12 protein-coding genes are annotated in these 16,850 nt (G+C 43.7%); 5 read left to right on the plus strand and 7 right to left on the minus strand.

The window, feature by feature from the left end:
• Positions 1-28: 28 nt before the first annotated feature.
• The 4 genes from MKY99_RS24445 to uxuA all read right to left on the minus strand — a co-directional run bounded on the left by MKY99_RS24445 (position 29) and on the right by uxuA (position 5,325).
• Positions 29-889, minus strand: coding sequence for a phosphate ABC transporter substrate-binding protein (locus MKY99_RS24445; RefSeq protein ID WP_042191274.1), 861 nt, complete (start codon positions 887-889; stop codon positions 29-31).
• Positions 890-944: 55 nt separating this feature from the next.
• Positions 945-2,381 carry a stalk domain-containing protein gene (locus MKY99_RS24450; protein ID WP_339266803.1) on the minus strand — a complete coding sequence of 479 codons (1,437 nt, stop codon included), beginning with the start codon at positions 2,379-2,381 and terminating at the stop codon, positions 945-947.
• Between the two features lie 244 nt (positions 2,382-2,625).
• Entirely contained in the window at positions 2,626-4,248 is a 1,623-nt protein-coding gene (locus tag MKY99_RS24455; protein ID WP_339266805.1) for a mannitol dehydrogenase family protein, read from the minus strand.
• Positions 4,249-5,325: a mannonate dehydratase gene (gene uxuA, locus MKY99_RS24460; protein ID WP_339266807.1), complete on the minus strand. Its 1,077-nt coding sequence runs from the start codon at positions 5,323-5,325 to the stop codon at positions 4,249-4,251.
• A 222-nt stretch (positions 5,326-5,547) separates the two neighbouring features.
• Here uxuA and MKY99_RS24465 point away from each other — a divergent pair, with 222 nt between their 5' ends.
• Entirely contained in the window at positions 5,548-6,201 is a 654-nt protein-coding gene (locus tag MKY99_RS24465) for a GntR family transcriptional regulator (protein ID WP_339266809.1), read from the plus strand.
• A 96-nt stretch (positions 6,202-6,297) separates the two neighbouring features.
• On the opposite strand, the gene MKY99_RS24470 is transcribed toward MKY99_RS24465, so the two are convergent.
• The 3 genes from MKY99_RS24470 to MKY99_RS24480 all read right to left on the minus strand — a co-directional run bounded on the left by MKY99_RS24470 (position 6,298) and on the right by MKY99_RS24480 (position 13,024).
• Positions 6,298-7,353 (minus strand): NAD(P)-dependent alcohol dehydrogenase, encoded by a 1,056-nt coding sequence (locus tag MKY99_RS24470; RefSeq protein ID WP_076300700.1) that lies wholly within the window; start codon positions 7,351-7,353, stop codon positions 6,298-6,300.
• Between the two features lie 43 nt (positions 7,354-7,396).
• The gene (locus MKY99_RS24475; protein ID WP_339266811.1) at positions 7,397-10,837 is read right to left on the minus strand and encodes a glycoside hydrolase family 2 TIM barrel-domain containing protein; all 3,441 of its coding nucleotides are present in this window, start codon (positions 10,835-10,837) and stop codon (positions 7,397-7,399) included.
• A gap of 96 nt (positions 10,838-10,933) precedes the next feature.
• Entirely contained in the window at positions 10,934-13,024 is a 2,091-nt protein-coding gene (locus tag MKY99_RS24480; RefSeq protein ID WP_339266813.1) for an alpha-glucuronidase family glycosyl hydrolase, read from the minus strand.
• A gap of 125 nt (positions 13,025-13,149) precedes the next feature.
• Here MKY99_RS24480 and MKY99_RS24485 point away from each other — a divergent pair, with 125 nt between their 5' ends.
• The 4 genes from MKY99_RS24485 (at position 13,150) to MKY99_RS24500 (ending at position 16,828) form a co-directional block, all read left to right on the plus strand.
• A complete protein-coding gene (locus tag MKY99_RS24485) occupies positions 13,150-14,034 on the plus strand; it encodes an AraC family transcriptional regulator (protein WP_339266814.1) in 885 nt (294 codons plus the stop codon).
• Between the two features lie 262 nt (positions 14,035-14,296).
• On the plus strand, positions 14,297-15,028 hold the full coding sequence (locus MKY99_RS24490) for an ABC transporter ATP-binding protein (protein WP_339266816.1): 732 nt from the start codon (positions 14,297-14,299) through the stop codon (positions 15,026-15,028).
• Positions 15,025-16,080 carry an ABC transporter permease gene (locus MKY99_RS24495; RefSeq protein WP_339266818.1) on the plus strand — a complete coding sequence of 352 codons (1,056 nt, stop codon included), beginning with the start codon at positions 15,025-15,027 and terminating at the stop codon, positions 16,078-16,080. The genes MKY99_RS24490 and MKY99_RS24495 overlap by 4 nt, the downstream gene beginning before the upstream one ends.
• A 58-nt stretch (positions 16,081-16,138) precedes the next feature.
• Positions 16,139-16,828 (plus strand): TetR/AcrR family transcriptional regulator, encoded by a 690-nt coding sequence (locus MKY99_RS24500; RefSeq protein WP_081393233.1) that lies wholly within the window; start codon positions 16,139-16,141, stop codon positions 16,826-16,828.
• Positions 16,829-16,850: the final 22 nt, after the last annotated feature.

Raw genomic sequence — 16,850 nt, forward strand, 5'->3', positions numbered from 1 at the left:
TACCGTTCAATATGATCTTTAGATGTTATTAGCCCTTCATTGCTGCGATCGGAATAAATTTAAGCTTTTTCAGGGAACCTTGTTGGAACTTCTTGCTTTGTACGTATTCGATGAATTCTTTTGTAGCGCCAGTAGGTTGGCCTTTAGTCATGTAGTAACCATAAGCCCAGATCTTATAAGATCCATTGATTACGTTGTCTGTAGTAGCAGCTATACCGTTGTGTTTAACAGCTTTTACGTCGCCACTTACATATACAAGGTCGATATAACCGATAGAGTTAGGAGTTGTTCCTACGGCAGTCTTCATGTCACCGGATGAACCTGTTTCTTTGTAGTTCTTAGCCTTTTTAACGATATCTCCGCCATCCAAAGCTTTAGCTTGATAGTTAACGCGTGTACCGGAACCGAAAGAGCGAGTGATAACCACGATGTCAGCATCTGCACCTCCTACTTCTTTCCAGTTCGTGATTTTACCTGCGAAAATACCTTTAAGCTGTTCAGTTGTAAGGTTATCTACACCAACATTTTTGTTAACGATTGTAGCAAAAGGAATAACTGCTACTTTGTTTGCTACTTGACCGTCAAAAGCTTTGAAGCCTGGTACGTCGATGCTAGCATCCCAGTCGCAAGCGCCGATATCAGCGATGCCTTTTTTAACAGCTTGAGGTCCAGTTACTGAACCTTTACCTGAGGCTGCGATTTTCACTTTAGGGTGCAGCTTTTGGAATTCTTTTGCCGCTTGAAGCGTCAATGGAAGAAGTGCGGTTGAACCGTTAACTGTGATTTTACCTTTAAGTGAATCGGCTGCTGCTGCAACCCCTGCGAAAGATGCGGTTACCGCAATTACAGCCGTTAGAGCCGTTACTGTTAGCTTTTTGAAAATCTTCATTTGTATTATTTCTCCTCTCGGCTCTACGCCGTTAAAATATGATTAGGGATATTTATTATTTTGACAGTTGCAATGCTTTGCCGCCTTGAACCACCCATACACCGCCATCACTTACGATAGCAAGCTTGCTTCCATCATTCGAAACAGCTACTTCAGATACATCTTCAGTGGAGCGGAACAGCTCAGTCTTAGCTCCATTGTTATCAACGGAATAGACTACTGTGCTTCCATCTGCCGCTGAACCTGCTACAACCAAGCCGTTCTTAACGCCAGTAGACCAAGTTACTTCAACATCAAGTGCAATGTTGCTGCTTTTTCCGTCTGCTTTTAGAACCTTCAATGTGTTAGCTGCGTTACCTTCAGCATCTGCACTCAGGTAAACGACGCTACCATCAGCAGAAATTTCAGGGTACAGCTTGTTATCCGGTGTAGTTGTCAGTGCAGCTGGTTTAGCATCTTTCGTAGCCAGGTCAAGCTTATAAAGCTGCTCTCCAGCAGAGCTGAAGTCTACAGTAAGAGAATCTTCTGTGCTGTCCGCATCGTTTTTAGCAACACCCGTCAAGTTAACGATATAAACGGCGCTCTTTTCATCAGCGGAAATGCGCAGTTCGGATTTATTTTCTACTTTGTCTGCCAATACGGATTTAACTTCACCAGTGTCTACAGCGATTTTTGCGAGTTTCTCTTGCTTGTCACCTTGGACGAAGTAAATACTTTTACCATCGTTCGACCACACCAGATCCGTTTTTACACTATTGTCAGTACCAAGTGTCTTAGTAGCTCCGCTAGACAGGTTAATCAGATTCAACAAACCAGTCTCATCATTGAAAGCTCCCCACTGCCCATCCGGCGATACTGCAAAATCCACTGCACTGTCATTTGATGAAAATACTTCGTAGTTACCTGGCTCTGTGCTGAACTTGATAAGTTGAGCAGATTCAGCATCACTTTTGTTCGCAATCAGACTTCCAGCTGCTGTCCAGTGCAAAGTATCAAACAATCCTTCAGGACGAGCAAAGCTTAGAATCGTGCTAGCGTCAGCATCCAGTTCTCCACCTAATGCATAAACTAACTTTGAAAGCTCTACATAGGTTTTACCGTTATAAAATACTGGAGCAACTGTGAATGTCTCAGAATTACCATCTACTTGATAGCTCTTTGAGCCTGTTTTGAGCTTCACATTATGTAATCCTTTGCTGTCATTAAGTTCAAACCCGCCAGCTCCAAGTACTAACTTAGCTCCAATTTCACCAGTTACCTGATTCAGCGAGTACAACTTGTAACCACTGCTATTAATGGTGTTAAACACAATCGGCGTACCATTTACATTCCAAGTGGCTGTACCTTCTTTAACTGCTGTTTTTGCAGCGGTTTGATTGGTAGCCACAGATTTTACATTACTGCCGATGCTAGCTGCAGATACACTCCCAACGCCTACAGTTGCAAGAAGTGCTGAAGCCAACGTTGCGCTAATCCATTTACTGTTTTTCAATTAGATTCACCCTTTTCGTATAGGTAACTGCTAATGTCATTTTCGTCTACAATTGTCAACTCTGTTGCAGAGGAATGTTATGGAAATATTAACTATAATTATTTTTTTGAAAAAGTAGGTATATTAGCGTACTAGACTGCTAAATTCAGATAAACCAAATGGACTAGACACGAAAAAGCCTCATGGGGGATAGCTCTGCGGGGTGCAGTAGCTTTTACTCCATGAGGCTTTTTGTAAATGTGATCTACCCTAACTCTTCATTTAAATGCTTTTCCAACGTTCTCCGTACAGCTCCTGGGCCTTTCAGCATCTCATAGAAGTAACTTTCAATCTTGCTACCCAGACCGATTTCATATAATGGTACACCAAAGATCTTCTCATTTTCTAGAATTCTATGCACATTAGAGGTCGAATCTCCCAAAGTCACTCCCTGCAGATGCGTTTGAAGCGACTCCATTAACGGATCGGGACTTAGCTCAAATGAATTCCCTTCATCATCCACTCCGATCAAATAGCGGCACCAAGCAGCAATTGCTAGTGGAATCGCCGTCAATTCAGCTGGATGAAGATTTTCGCGTTGTACATAGGATTTGATTGTTTCCCCATAACGAATGCCTACCTTCTGCGACGTATCAGTCGCAATTCGCTGCGGGGTGTCTGGAATAAATGGATTCGTGAGTCGCTCTTGCAGCACTTCATCCAAGAACTGCTGTGGACGTAGAATGATAGGATCTACAACTACAGGCAACCCTTCCTTATACCCAATCCGCTCGACTAATGTACGTAGAGTCTCATCCTGCATCTCATCCGAAATCTGTGTGTAGCCTAGTAGACAGCCAGTGACCGCTAAAGCAGTATGCAAGGGGTTTAGACAGGTGGTAACTTTCATCGTTTCTACCCTGTTCACGGTCTCACGATCTGTGAATATAATGCCGGCTTCTTCTAATAAAGGTCGCCCATTCGTAAACTTATCCTCAATGACCAGATATTCACTAACTTCTGCGTTAACAAAAGGCGCGGTATGAGCGTTCCTCGAGGTAATAAGTATATCCATGCCGCCAATCCCTTGCTCCTGTAAAGTATTACGTACTACCTCGGATGGACGTGGTGTGATTTTATCGATCATCGACAAAGGGAATGTTATTCGACTCTCGTCTTCGAGGTACGCAACAAAACCTTCCTCCACAACCCCTTTCGTAGCCCATGCCTTGGCGATTGTAATCATGCTATTTTTCAACATATCCCCATTGTGCGAACAGTTATCCATACTAACAAAAGTCATCGGATACTGCCCCTTAAGATATCGACGGTACGCTAGAGAAGCGATCACACTCATGCTGTGGGAAGGCTGCTCTGGCCCATGCTCCATATCCTTCTTCACGATATCAAGATACATTCCATCAGGACCGGTCAAGGTATAACCTTTCTCTGTGATGGTGAAGCTGGCCATCTGCAGGCTCGGGTTTTCAAAAATTTCAACCAAACGGCAGTAATCCTCCGCTCGATTCTTGTTTGCCATAATAGCTTCGGTAATGCTGCTAATGACCTTTTTTGTAAACTCGCCACTCGCATTCATTAGTACGAGAAGTGTTAAATGATCATGCGGTTTATAAATTTTGTCAATCAGCTCGTAGTCAGAGGAGGTAGCGGCAATAATACCTGTATCTGCTTTTCCAAGCTCCAACAGCTTCTGGTGAGCATTCGCAACAAATCCCCGAAAAATATTTCCCGCTCCAAAATGGACCCATTCCGGCCTAACGCGCGTATTCTCTGCCACCTGCTCATAATCAAACTGAGGAAGCTCCACGTCAGCGTCCTTCCACACCTCTGCACATGATTGAATACTCTCTCTTGTCAGAAGCAGCATTCACTTCACCCCCATCGTATTGTCGAGACTATCCCACACACCAAGTAAATACATGATCCCCATTGCTCTATCGTACAGCCCGTACCCCGGGCGGCAAGTCTTCTCTTCCCCCCACAAATGACGACCATGATCTGGACGCACATACCCCGTATATCCATTCTCATGATACGCTTTAACAACCTCTGCCACATCCACACTGCCATCCCGTCCACGATGAGAGACCTCAATAAAATCTCCGTTCTCAAAAACCTTAACATTTCGAATATGAGTAAAATGAATGCGATTACAGAATTCCCGAATCATAGCCGGCAGATCGTTCTTCGGATTCGTACCGAGCGACCCAGTGCAGAAGGTTAATCCATTATACGGACTATCTACTGCGTCAAGTAAACGACGGATCGTATCACGGCTGCGGACAATGCGGGGCAAGCCAAAGATCGGCCAAGCAGGATCATCGGGATGAATAGCCATTTTGATATCAACTTCTTCACAGACAGGAATAATGCGCTTCAGAAAATAGACCAAGTTCTCGAACAGCTTCTCTTCCGTTACATCTGCATAAGCGGCGAATAGCTCATCGAGCTTCGCAAGACGCTCTGGCTCCCAGCCAGGCATCGTAAATTCGCCTGCCCCCTCGAGAATACGATTTACCATGTCGCGCGGGTTCTCATTAATGGCCGCATTTTCATAAAAAAGAGCATTCGAGCCATCTGGCAATTCCTTGTACAGCTCCGTCCGAGTCCAGTCAAAGATAGGCATGAAATTGTAACAGATCACTTTAGTACCGACCTTGGCAAGCTTCCGTATGGTGTCTATGTAAATATCGATATATTTATCACGCGTCGGGAGTCCAATCTTGATATCATCATGGACGTTCACACTCTCTACTACGGCAGTGCTAAACCCTTTGCTCGTAATTTGATCCGCAACCTTTTGAATGTCATCCATTTCCCACACTTCACCCGCTACCTTATGATGTAGTGACCAGACAATACCCATTACCCCCGGAATTTGCCGGATATGATCAAGCGTAATGTTGTCATTGCCTTCTCCATACCATCTCCATGTCATGTTCATCTAGATAAAACCTCCTATAATTTCATATGTCGAGATCTTGTATACAAGATAATATACTCAAATATTAGATTTAAATAATACCTTTTGTCAATGACATAAAATCAATAATCCCCAATCTTGTATACAAGATTAAAAAATTATATAATGAAATCACTATCTTATTTCAGAATCCCGTTTCAGATATCAGCATTACAAATTCAACGGCAATGGAGACGCAACCTCATGTCCACCAAAAATGATATTTTGAACCTATTAAAGCACGAAATTCTTAATTTAACGCTAAAACCTGGAACCATTCTAAGTGAGACCGTGTTATCCGAACGGTTTCAGATATCCAGAACACCTTTGCGCGATGTACTAAAGCAGCTATCCCTCGAGTCCTATATTGATGTGTATCCGAAGAAAGGGAATCTGGTTTCATACATTGATTTGGAATCTGTCGAGCAAATGATCTATTTAAGAAGCGTTTTAGAAAAGGATATTATCAAAGGTCTATGCGATAGCCTTACTCTTAAAGGAATTATAGAACTTAAGAAGAACCTAGAAGAACAAAAAAATGCCATACATCAAGAACATTCCATTGAGCACTTTTTTGCTTTGGATAACGCCTATCATAAGACGTTATTCACATTAGCAGGACATGAATTTTTGTGGGAGCAAATTAAGTTTTCCCATGTGCATTATGAAAGATATCGACGCTTGCATACGCTAAAGGCAGAAAAGCTGGAGAAAATTTTGAGCGAGCATCACATGATCCTGGATTGTATGACAAACCATGAACCAGACAAAGTGGATGAGCTAGTCCAGCATCATTTGCGTGAAGATATGAACTCCCTATACTTACTAGAGAATTTTGCAGATTATATTAAAGCGTAATAACGCGTATTTACAGAGTTTACATAAAAATAAAAAGACCGCCTCAAGCAGCCATTTTCATGGCTTTTGGGACGGTCTCTTTTTATATAACACGCATTAAGGCATATTCGGATAAATCATTACCTTAATACTTGTATCCTTCTCTTTACGTGCTACTTCAAGAGCTTCTTGAGTATCTGTAAGCGCAAAGCGATGCGTAACTATTTTCTCAATATCTAATGAAGAATGCTGCAACGCTTGGATCGCAGCCGGATAGGTATTCGCGTAACGAAAAACACCATAAGCATCGATCTCACCATCGATAAATTGTCCCATGTCCATCGGAATAGCACTATCGGCTGGTAAACCGACAAATACAATTCTCCCGCCACGGCGAACCCACTTAATTGTATCCGCCATCGCCCTTGCGTTACCCGATGATTCTACGACGAGTGTAACTCCAAATCCGTTCGTTAACTCGTTGAGTCGCTGTCCAACATTCTCTTTTACTGGATCTAATGCTGCAGTGAAGCCCATCTCCATTGCAAGTTGACGCCGAAAAGGTACGACATCCGTACCATAAATTTCAGAAACGCCAAATAGCTTTGCTGCTTGTCCTGCAAGCAGTCCGATCGGACCAAGACCCGTTATTAGCACTCGATCAAACGGTTGAACCTTACCACGCATCATCGCATGAAAACCAACCGACAATGGCTCCAGCATTGCGCCTTCCTCATAACTCATAGAATCCGGAAGTTTAAATAGATAATCGCTTGGCATGACAATGTATTCTGCCCAAGCCCCATTTACTGGGGGTGTTGCAAGAAAGACCACATCTGGACACAAATTATAACGTCCTGATTTACAATAGTCGCATTGTCCACAGGTCACTCCTGGCTCAACCGCTACTCGGTCACCTACAGCTATATTTGATACCTGCTTACCAACCTCAACGACTTCACCAGCCAGCTCATGGCCTAATATGATCGGTTCCTTTACTACATAACGACCGATTCTTCCATGCTCATAGTAATGAACATCTGACCCGCAAATTCCGATACAATACACCTTAATTAGCGCTTCATTATCCTTAGGAACAGGAATATCTATTTGCTTCACAGAAATCGATAATTGCTCATCCATTATTGCAGCATTCATCTTGCCTGTTAACATGTACACGCACCTCATTTATCGTAGTAGTTGAAAGGACAATCGATCATTCAAACCGAAACCAGCCGAAATCGAACTGACTTCCAGGCAAGAAGATAAACGTTACCTTCTGATCCCCTGTCACTTTCTCCAACTCAAATACTCGCTCTACATATCCATCTGACTGTGTAAATTCGATCAGTTGATTGTTAGATGCTTCACCCTCTTCGAAGCGAAGATGAATGGTATTCTTATCGATCGGAGATCTCCCACAAATGATAAGCTTTGAAGTACCTTCCGTCGTAAAATCCATCTGCTCGAACACGAGAGATACGTTATTCCCGATTCCTTCAACACCCTGTTCCGCGATGGTGAACGTATCACCATAAATGCGATCACAATCCACAGCCCTATTCTGCTCGAACGCTCGGTTCTTTTTCACAAATGAGAAGCCTTTAATGTGCACCTTCTTCTGTAATACGAAACAAATAGAGCTGATACCCGTGAGTCTCTTGGATAATAGATAGGTTGCCTCCTGATAAACATTCCATTGCGATTCCTTCTGATAAATGACGTCTGCCAAAAGCTCACTGTTCTCTTCGTCCGGCATGCCTTCCCAAATCTGGAGCTCGTAGGCTTCGCTAGACAATGCGAATAGGGGAATCGTTATCAAATCCGAGCCGTAAGTTCCAAAGTCAATCTCGCGATAAGCAACCTGCGTCTCACCATCTCGACTCGTTGCTACGCCTCGTTCATTTCCGTTTCCGACTTCGCCTTTAACCTCGTCATATAGACCGCCAGATATAAATCCATACGGATCCTTGTAAGCCGTCCCCAGACCGCACGCTGTAAATTCCAACTGTGAAATCAGCTTTGTCTTTTCCGTACCGTTCTTACTCATACAGCGAATGCGGAAACTCCCATCTCCTAACGCCGTGATCTTGGCTTCTTGTCCCAGTTGTTCGAGCCGCGCTAGATTGGACTCAATCCCTGCATCATTTACAATACTCCACTCCACTTCAGTATAGGAAGTGTCTTTAGGGTAAAGGATGGCGTGTACATTCATTTCTCTTCTATTTTCATTAAACTGTTGTCCAGAATGACTTATAATTTCTATCTTTCGTAAAGGAATTTCTTCTACATTTCCCATCACACAGGGCAATGCTAGATTTCTAGTGTTAGCTGAAATGCCTATTCCACGATCTGCCACAGGGAGCGATTGAAGCTGTAGCTTACTACCTACTACACCTTTCGATGTAACCTCAACTGTTATCGTACCCGCTTCTAAACTCGCAGCAACAATCGCCATAAGCTTACCGCTGAACAAGCGTCTACTCGTTCCTTTGTATGGATCATAGTCCGTGCTGTCTCCATTATCTAAACCGATCAAACGGCCTGCTCCGCCCACCTGAACCTGAACGCGATTGTTTGCATTCTCAACGGCATTCCCGCGCTCATCCTCCATCGTAATTTCGATGAAGATTAAATCTGTGCCGTTCGCAAGGAGTGTACCCTTATCAGCTTTTAAGCAGATTCGACTCGCATCCCCGAACGATTTCCTGATGTCTACTGCAATGATTTGGCCAGCCTCATCATAAGCGATTGCCTTGAGCTCGCCTGGTTCATAAGGAAGCTTCCACCAGCCCGCTAGCTGCGTTCCATGTACATGATCGATTTCATAGGTCCCAACAGTCTCACCATTGAACTGCAATTCTATCTTGGGAGCATTCGAGCAGACTCGAACATCGATCATTTGACCGGGATTGAAATCCCAATAGGGAAAAATATGCACCATCGGATGCTCCTTGTAATTTGTCCAAGCCGCTTGATAGATGTAATATGAATCCTTTTTAAAGGTCGCTGTATCAATCTGTCCAAAATACGAATTCTTCGTATGATACGGTGTAGGTTCACCAATATAATCAAAACCCGTCCATATAAATTGCCCTAATGAGAACGCTGCATCTCGCTCCGCGATAATACACGCTTCTGCTGACTTCGCTCCCCAGCTTGTAGAGCTATTACCTAGTGCAGAGCACTGCTCATCGTCATCAGCCAGGATGGATTGCTCGAATGGGAAATGATATATTCCCCTGCTCTGCACAATAGAGGCGGTTTCACTACCATAGATAATCCAGTCAGGATGTTCCGCGTGATGCTGATGGTAATATTTTTCCGCATAATTGTAGCCTGCCACCTTTACGATGTCCGCACATTTCTGAGCATTCTCCCATGGCATATAGTTCGATCCAATGGTCACTTTCCCGTTGCCTTTCGGCTCATATTGAAGCACGGCTTCCATCAACATGCTCGTCAATTCTTGCCCTTTCTTGTCAGCATGCGTATCATAAATTTCATTGCCAATACTCCACATGAACAAGCTTGGATGATTACGATCTCGCATGACCCAGCTTCTCACATCTTTTAACGACCAGTCCTTGAAAAATCTTGCGTAATCATATGTGGTCTTCGATCGCTCCCACATATCAAAGGCTTCTGAAACCACAAGCAGCCCCATTTCGTCCGCCAGATCCATAAGCTCTGCAGCAGGCATATTATGAGCGGTGCGTATTGCATTTACGCCCATGTCCTTTAAGATCTCAAGTCTTCTTCGCAATGCTGCTGTATGAAACGCCGAACCCAATGCTCCAAGATCATGATGCTCACAAACTCCGTTAAGCTTAGTCTTTACCCCATTCAGAAGCATTCCCTCTTGCAGATCCAGTACAATCGATCGAAAGCCTATAAACTGTGTTACTTCTTCTATTGTTGTCCACACTTCATCAGAACCCTGATCAGGTGCCTTATGCTGCAATTCCGTTTTTAGCTGATATAAATGCGGCTCACCGGGGCTCCATAATAAAGCATTCTCTACAGTCAGCACCTGACTTACACGTGAGGTGGCTTGTGTTTGATCTCCAGCCGAGATTTTCTCAACACAGGTTTTTATCTCTCGATCCTTGTACAGAATGGTTTGGGAAAGCCGCATATCTCCTGTAATGCTCACATCGGTGTCGATCTCCACTCGCCAAACGTCATTTTTTTGTACTGTATGAATGTAAATTCCATCTGTCACGATGTGATTGCAATCTCTTGTCTTGAGCCATACATTCCGATAGATACCCGCTCCTGAATACCATCTACTATTCGGACTCTGATGCACGACCTTCACTAGAATTTCATTTTCCCCGTCTATGAGCATATCTGTAATTTCGTATTCAAAGGAAGAATAACCGTATTTCCATTCCCCAACCCATTGATGATTCACATAAATCGTGGAGTCCATATAAATACCATCAAAACACAGCAATAGCTGCTCATCGTTCTTCGTATTTATAAAATATTTTCGATACCAGCCAATACTATTCTCATATAAGTCTAACGTGTTATAAATCAACCAATCATGTGGGAGATCGATGGGATGGAAATCCAAGGACTCAGCATTCGTCACTTCTAAAGTACTCTTGGCGAATTCCCAGTCCTCATTAAATAATCTTTTCTGATTCAAGGTGTATCTTCCTTTCTTCTCATAGAATTATGAAACAAAGGGATGGAGCAATAGAAGGAGTGGCCCTGCTGGACACACTCCTCCTACTGCTAATATTTAGTATATTGTACGTTGATGCTGGTCTGGGATACCGCTTTTTCGAAAGAAATACGTATTGATGATATCTCTCCACTCGCGGGCATGTAGTACCTGTTCGTGCAGACGGTCTGCCACCTGTCCAAACCTGCTGCCATCCATTTTCCCCCCAAGGGATTGCCACTTCTCTTTCAGCCCTGCTGCGCGATCCACGCCATCAAAATGCGTATCATAAATATGCTGGATGACCGTTTTACCAGATTTAAGAGTATGCGTATACGGTACATGATGAAAGAACAGTAATAGCTCATCTGGACAAGTAGCTACCGATTCATACAAATCTACATTCGCTCCTTGATACTGAGCAACATATCCCGTACCCGTCTTTATTGTTCGGTCTACGCCAATCCCTTGTAAGTCTGCAAAATGATACGTTCCCCATTTCGAATATTCATATCCATCCACATTTGGACCGTAATGATGATCAGGATTGACCATCCAGCCTACCCCAAGTGGCGAAGTATAAGATTCATAGATATGCCATGAGGTTAACAAGATCTCACGAATCGTATCTATTAACTGCTCATCCTCTGCACTGAACGTGAGCATTGTCCATTCCTTCGCGATTTGCTCTGCACTTAATTCCGGATTCCAAGCGAGACGCCCGTAACCATATAGATTGGCCTGCGCTAACAAATGCCCCGTCCAGTTATGATCATTACCAATATTTGAAACAGCAGCGAAGCCGCTATATTTATAACCGTACATGGATCCATCGACGACCCGTTTCACCGATGACTCCGAATCCGTTGCGTAAGTATTAATATCAAGAACTTCCTTCCATTGAGGAATGAGGTAGCAGACATGACGCTGTTGGCCTGTATATTCCTGCGTAACCTGAAACTCAATCATCATATTAGTATGCTCCATGGCACCGAACAGCGGAGACACACCTTCCCGTACTTGAAAATCCATCGGTCCATTCTTCACCTGTAAAATAACATTCTCCATGAACTGGCCATCCAGCGGTTTAAAGTGATCATATGCCGCTCGTGCACGATCGGTGGAGCGATCCCGCCAATCCTGTTTGCAATTGTAAACGAAGCAGCGCCAGATGACGATTCCCCCGAAAGGCAATAAAGCTTCAGCCAGCATGTTCGAACCTTCTGCATGATCACGATCATAAGTGAATGGACCTGGACGATTCTCTGAATCAGCTTTTACGAGGAAACCGCCGAAATCTGGAATCAATTTATAAATTTCTACCGCCTTTGCCTTCCACCATTGGCGTACATCAGAATCTAACGGATCAGCTGTATTCAATCCACCGATTTCGATCGGGCTAGCATAGTTAATACTTAGGAACAGCTTCACCCCGTAGGTACGGAAGATATCGGCAATCCTCGTGATGTCAGGAAGATAGCGCTCCGTAATAAACATCGTTTCAAACCGATGTACATTGACATTGTTTATAGCAATCGCATTAATTCCTATCGAAGCGAGCATTCTCGCATAATCTTCCAATCGAGCAAAGTCCTTAGTGATTTCGTTGTCTGAGTAGAATATGGACTTCCCCGCGTAACCACGTTCGATGCTTCCATCGATGTTATCCCATTGATTCATCATGCGGAGCGTATTTACCGGCTGTTCCAACATATCCAACGCCTTAATAGATTGACCCGTTCCAAGTAAGCGTAAGAATGCAAATACACCGTACAGTAATCCCACGGGTGTGGAAGCACCTATTGCAATACAGTCCTTCTCCGTGTTTGTTCGAATGGCATATCCTTCTGATCCAATTGCTGTCCTTGTAGCCTCGCTAAAGGTATGCGTAATCAACGGATGATTACTATCAAACGTACCGATTGCAATACAAGCTTGTTTATCTTTATCCTGAGATTCAGCAATGGTGGCTTCTATATCCAGCATTCCTTGTATGCCACGTGTTAGTTCTTGCACAGCACTTTTGATCACTGGATGATCTTGATTGACTGTCAAAATGTTATAGCACCAAGGAGAATAGCACTCTCTTACTGCACTCGATTGAATATAAGGATATTCGAGCCAAGCTTTATACCCTGCGTTATGTAATTCTGTCTTTTGTTCTGCCATAATTCGGTGTCCTCCATTAGTGAGTAAGACTTTTTAATCTAGATGTTGCTAGCTGTGTAATGGTTCTCTTATACTTTTGTAAACGATAGGTTATCCGCATCCCTACTAATAGGAGGAACACGAATGTGACGTACCATGAGCAGCAGGACTTACAACCGTTCCATCTCTATTTTGTATATAAAAGAACAAGTACAAATACAGACGACTATCAAGGTACATTCCATGCTCATCAGGGTGTTGAAATTCTTATTGTTCATGAAGGTAAAGGGACGCTGATTATTGATCAAAATAGCTATGAAATAAAGCCAGGGATGATTTGTATTTTCCAGCCGTATCAACTGCATCATATTCAAATTGAAATTAATGAGGCGGTTCCGTTCGTGCGTTCGATCGTGCATTATGAGCCCAGCATATTTAAAGCTTATTTTGAAAAGTGGCCCATCCTACAAAGCTTTTTCAATCATATTCACAGCGGCAATTCCGCCTCACCTCGATGGTATGAACAGCAGGACCTACAATCCCTGATAGCTCTTTTGAAGGATCTGGATAAAACGCTTCCAACTTTGCACAAAAATGATTTCATGGAAGAGGTCTCATTGTTTCTCATCACGTTCCTACGTACTTTAAAGCCGCTTTGGGATACACAGCAGAAGCCGGCCTCCATGGAACAATTGCTTCGTAAACCACATCAGGCAGAACGTATTATGGAATGGCTGCAGTTGCATTACAAGGAACCTTTGCGGCTTGATCAAATGAGCAAGGATCTGCATCTTTCACCCCATCATTTATCCCACTTGTTCAAGGAATGTACAGGCAGCAGTATTTCCGATTATTTAACGGTCAAAAGAATGCAGGAAGCCGTTCATCTTCTGACTTCAAGCAAATACACGGTTGCACACATCGCCGAGGAAGTGGGGATTACAAATTGCTCTCATTTTTGCAAATTGTTCAAAACCCATTTCGGCACAACGCCTAATCAATTTCGGAAGCAATGGCATTTGCATCATTGAGTTGTCGAACATCCCAGCTGGATTCCTTATTAACATCATATCAAGTTGGTTCTTGAGCAGGTATTCGCATCTTGTGCAAAAATGCCGCTACTTTGCGATTTACACCTGATTGTAAGTTAATTTCAAGTAGCGGAAATCAAGCACTTTACATTTACTGGATTCCGGAGCACAATAATGAGTGAGCGCTCACTCATTATTGTTGTGCAGAGCACTCAGTAACACCACTTTGTATCCCAGACTATTCAGAATCGAGGAGATGAATATGGGTTCGGAAGCTCCAGTCATTTCAGTGAGCCATGTTGGTAAAGCCTTTGGAGACAGACAGGTGCTCGAGGATATTTCGCTTCAAGTAGAGCGTGCGGAAACCTTCGGCATATTAGGGCCCTCTGGCTCCGGAAAAACAACGCTAGTAAAGCTGCTTACAGGTATCGATGAGGTGACCTCAGGTGAGGTAAAGGTGCTTGGTGTCACTATGCCTAAGTTATCCATGCTGCAGCAAATTGGATACATGGCTCAATCTGATGCCCTATATACGGAACTCAGCGCAAAAGAAAATCTGGAGTTCTTCGCTGCGCTATATGGACTAAAAGGTGCGGAGCGCGGCAAACGTATCAAAGCTGTTATGGAACTAGTAGATCTTCAGGAGCATCTGCGCAAAAGAGTAGATCAATACTCTGGCGGAATGAAACGCCGCCTATCCCTGGCGATTGCGCTGCTTCATGAGCCTCCGCTACTTCTTCTTGATGAGCCAACAGTTGGTATCGATCCTGTACTCCGATTATCCATCTGGAAAGAACTAAAAGCGCTGAACGAGAAAGGTACCACGATTGTACTCACTACGCATGTCATGGATGAAGCTGAGAAATGTGATCGCCTTGGAATGATCCGTGATGGCAAGCTGCTTGCCGCCGACACACCTTCCGGACTGCTTGAAGCCACTGGCTCAGCTTCTATTGAAGAAGCCTTTCTATATTATGGAGGTGTCCGTTCATGAGAATTCGAGCGATCACCTTACGGATTTTGCGACAATTTATTCATGATAAAAGAACGATGGCCTTAATGTTCATTGCACCGCTCATCGTTCTAAGTTTAATGAGCTTGGTATTCAACGGGGACGCCTATGAGCCAAAAATCGGAGTATCCGGTGTGCCACTAAATATCTCAGCTGCGTTAAAAGAAGAAAATACCACAATTAAAGAGTATGCCAGCGAAGAGCTAGGGAAAAGTGCTCTAGTAGAAGGAAAGATTGACGCTTTAATCACTTTGGACGGAAACGTTGGGAATTCAGGAGCCATCCCTCAAGTGTTGTTAGAGGGTAGCAATCCTACAGCCAACAAGGCGGTAATTATGACGCTTCAAAAGCTTTCTCAGAAGCTCCTTCCAAGTACAGAGGAACAGCTGCAATTACAGCCCCAGATCAGCTACTTATACGGTTCTGAGAATATGAAGACGATTGACCGCTTCGGCCCGATTATGATTGGCGTATTTGTTTTCTTTTTCGTATTCCTGATTGCCGGTGTTTCATTCCTGCGAGAGCGGACTACAGGCACCCTTGAACGTTTACTTTCCACTCCTTTAAAAAGATGGGAGATTGTACTCGGGTATGTATGTGGTTTCGGAATTTTTACCGTATTCCAAGCGCTATTGATCTCGTGGTTTTCCATTCAGATTCTTGGCATTATGATGACGGGAAGCTTTGGTTACGTAATGCTGATCACCTTACTCCTGTCGATGACAGCTTTGACGCTGGGCACGCTACTATCTGCTTTTGCAGCCAACGAGCTACAGATGATTCAATTCATCCCGCTTATTATCGTGCCACAAGTTTTCCTCAGCGGACTGTTCCCACTCGACACTCTACCGCTATGGCTACAGCGCATCGGCTACGCAACCCCAATTTATTATGGATCAGAAGCGCTTATGAACATCATGATCCGTGGCAAAGGATGGAATTCCATCGCTCTGGATGTCTATGTACTGATCGGATTCTCACTATTATTCATGGTGCTGAATGTATTGGCACTGCGCAAACATCGGAAAATGTAGCCTCACTAAGAACTTTCATCGGTTGAACGGAATGAACCAAGTTTGGAGGATAATTGTAATGAAAGAATATGATTCTACGGAACAAAATATAGAAGAGCAGTGGATTGAAGAGCTGCTGGCCATAAGTGAAGAGGATAAACTGACACCGAAGCAGATTTCCATTTTGCATGCGGCGATTGAGGTGTTCTCCGAAAAAGGTTACGCTGCTGCTGCGACTAGTGAAATTGCTCAAAAGGCAGGCGTAGCAGAGGGTACGATTTTCCGATATTACAAAACCAAAAAAGATTTACTGCTCTCCATCATTGGCCCCACCATGAGTCGTATGCTCGCTCCTTTTGTACTGCGGAATTTCAACGGGGTACTCGATGTTCCCTATGACAGCTTTGAAGAATTCCTACGGTCATTTATCGTCAATCGTCTGGAGTTCGCCCGTAGAAATTTTAAAATGCTAAAGATTCTGATACAGGAGATTCCTTTCCAACCGTTGCTCAGAGAACAGTTCGCAGAAAATATTCTAAGCAAGGTGCTGGAGCGCGTCATCGAAATTGTTGAACACTTCAAGGCAAAAGGTGAAGTCATTGAATTACCCACACCCGCTATTCTACGTTTCACTATTTCATCCATTGGTGGGTATTTGCTTAATCGCCTGCTGCTCCAACCGGAGAAGGACTGGAACGATGAGGAAGAGATTAACCTGACGATCCGTTTTATTATGCACGGGATTAGTGGAGTAGCAGCCCCTATTTGATGCGCACGCCCGTTCTGTTATC

Source organism: Paenibacillus sp. FSL R5-0470 (assembly GCF_037975205.1).
Classification (GTDB): Bacteria; Bacillota; Bacilli; order Paenibacillales; family Paenibacillaceae; genus Paenibacillus_AQ.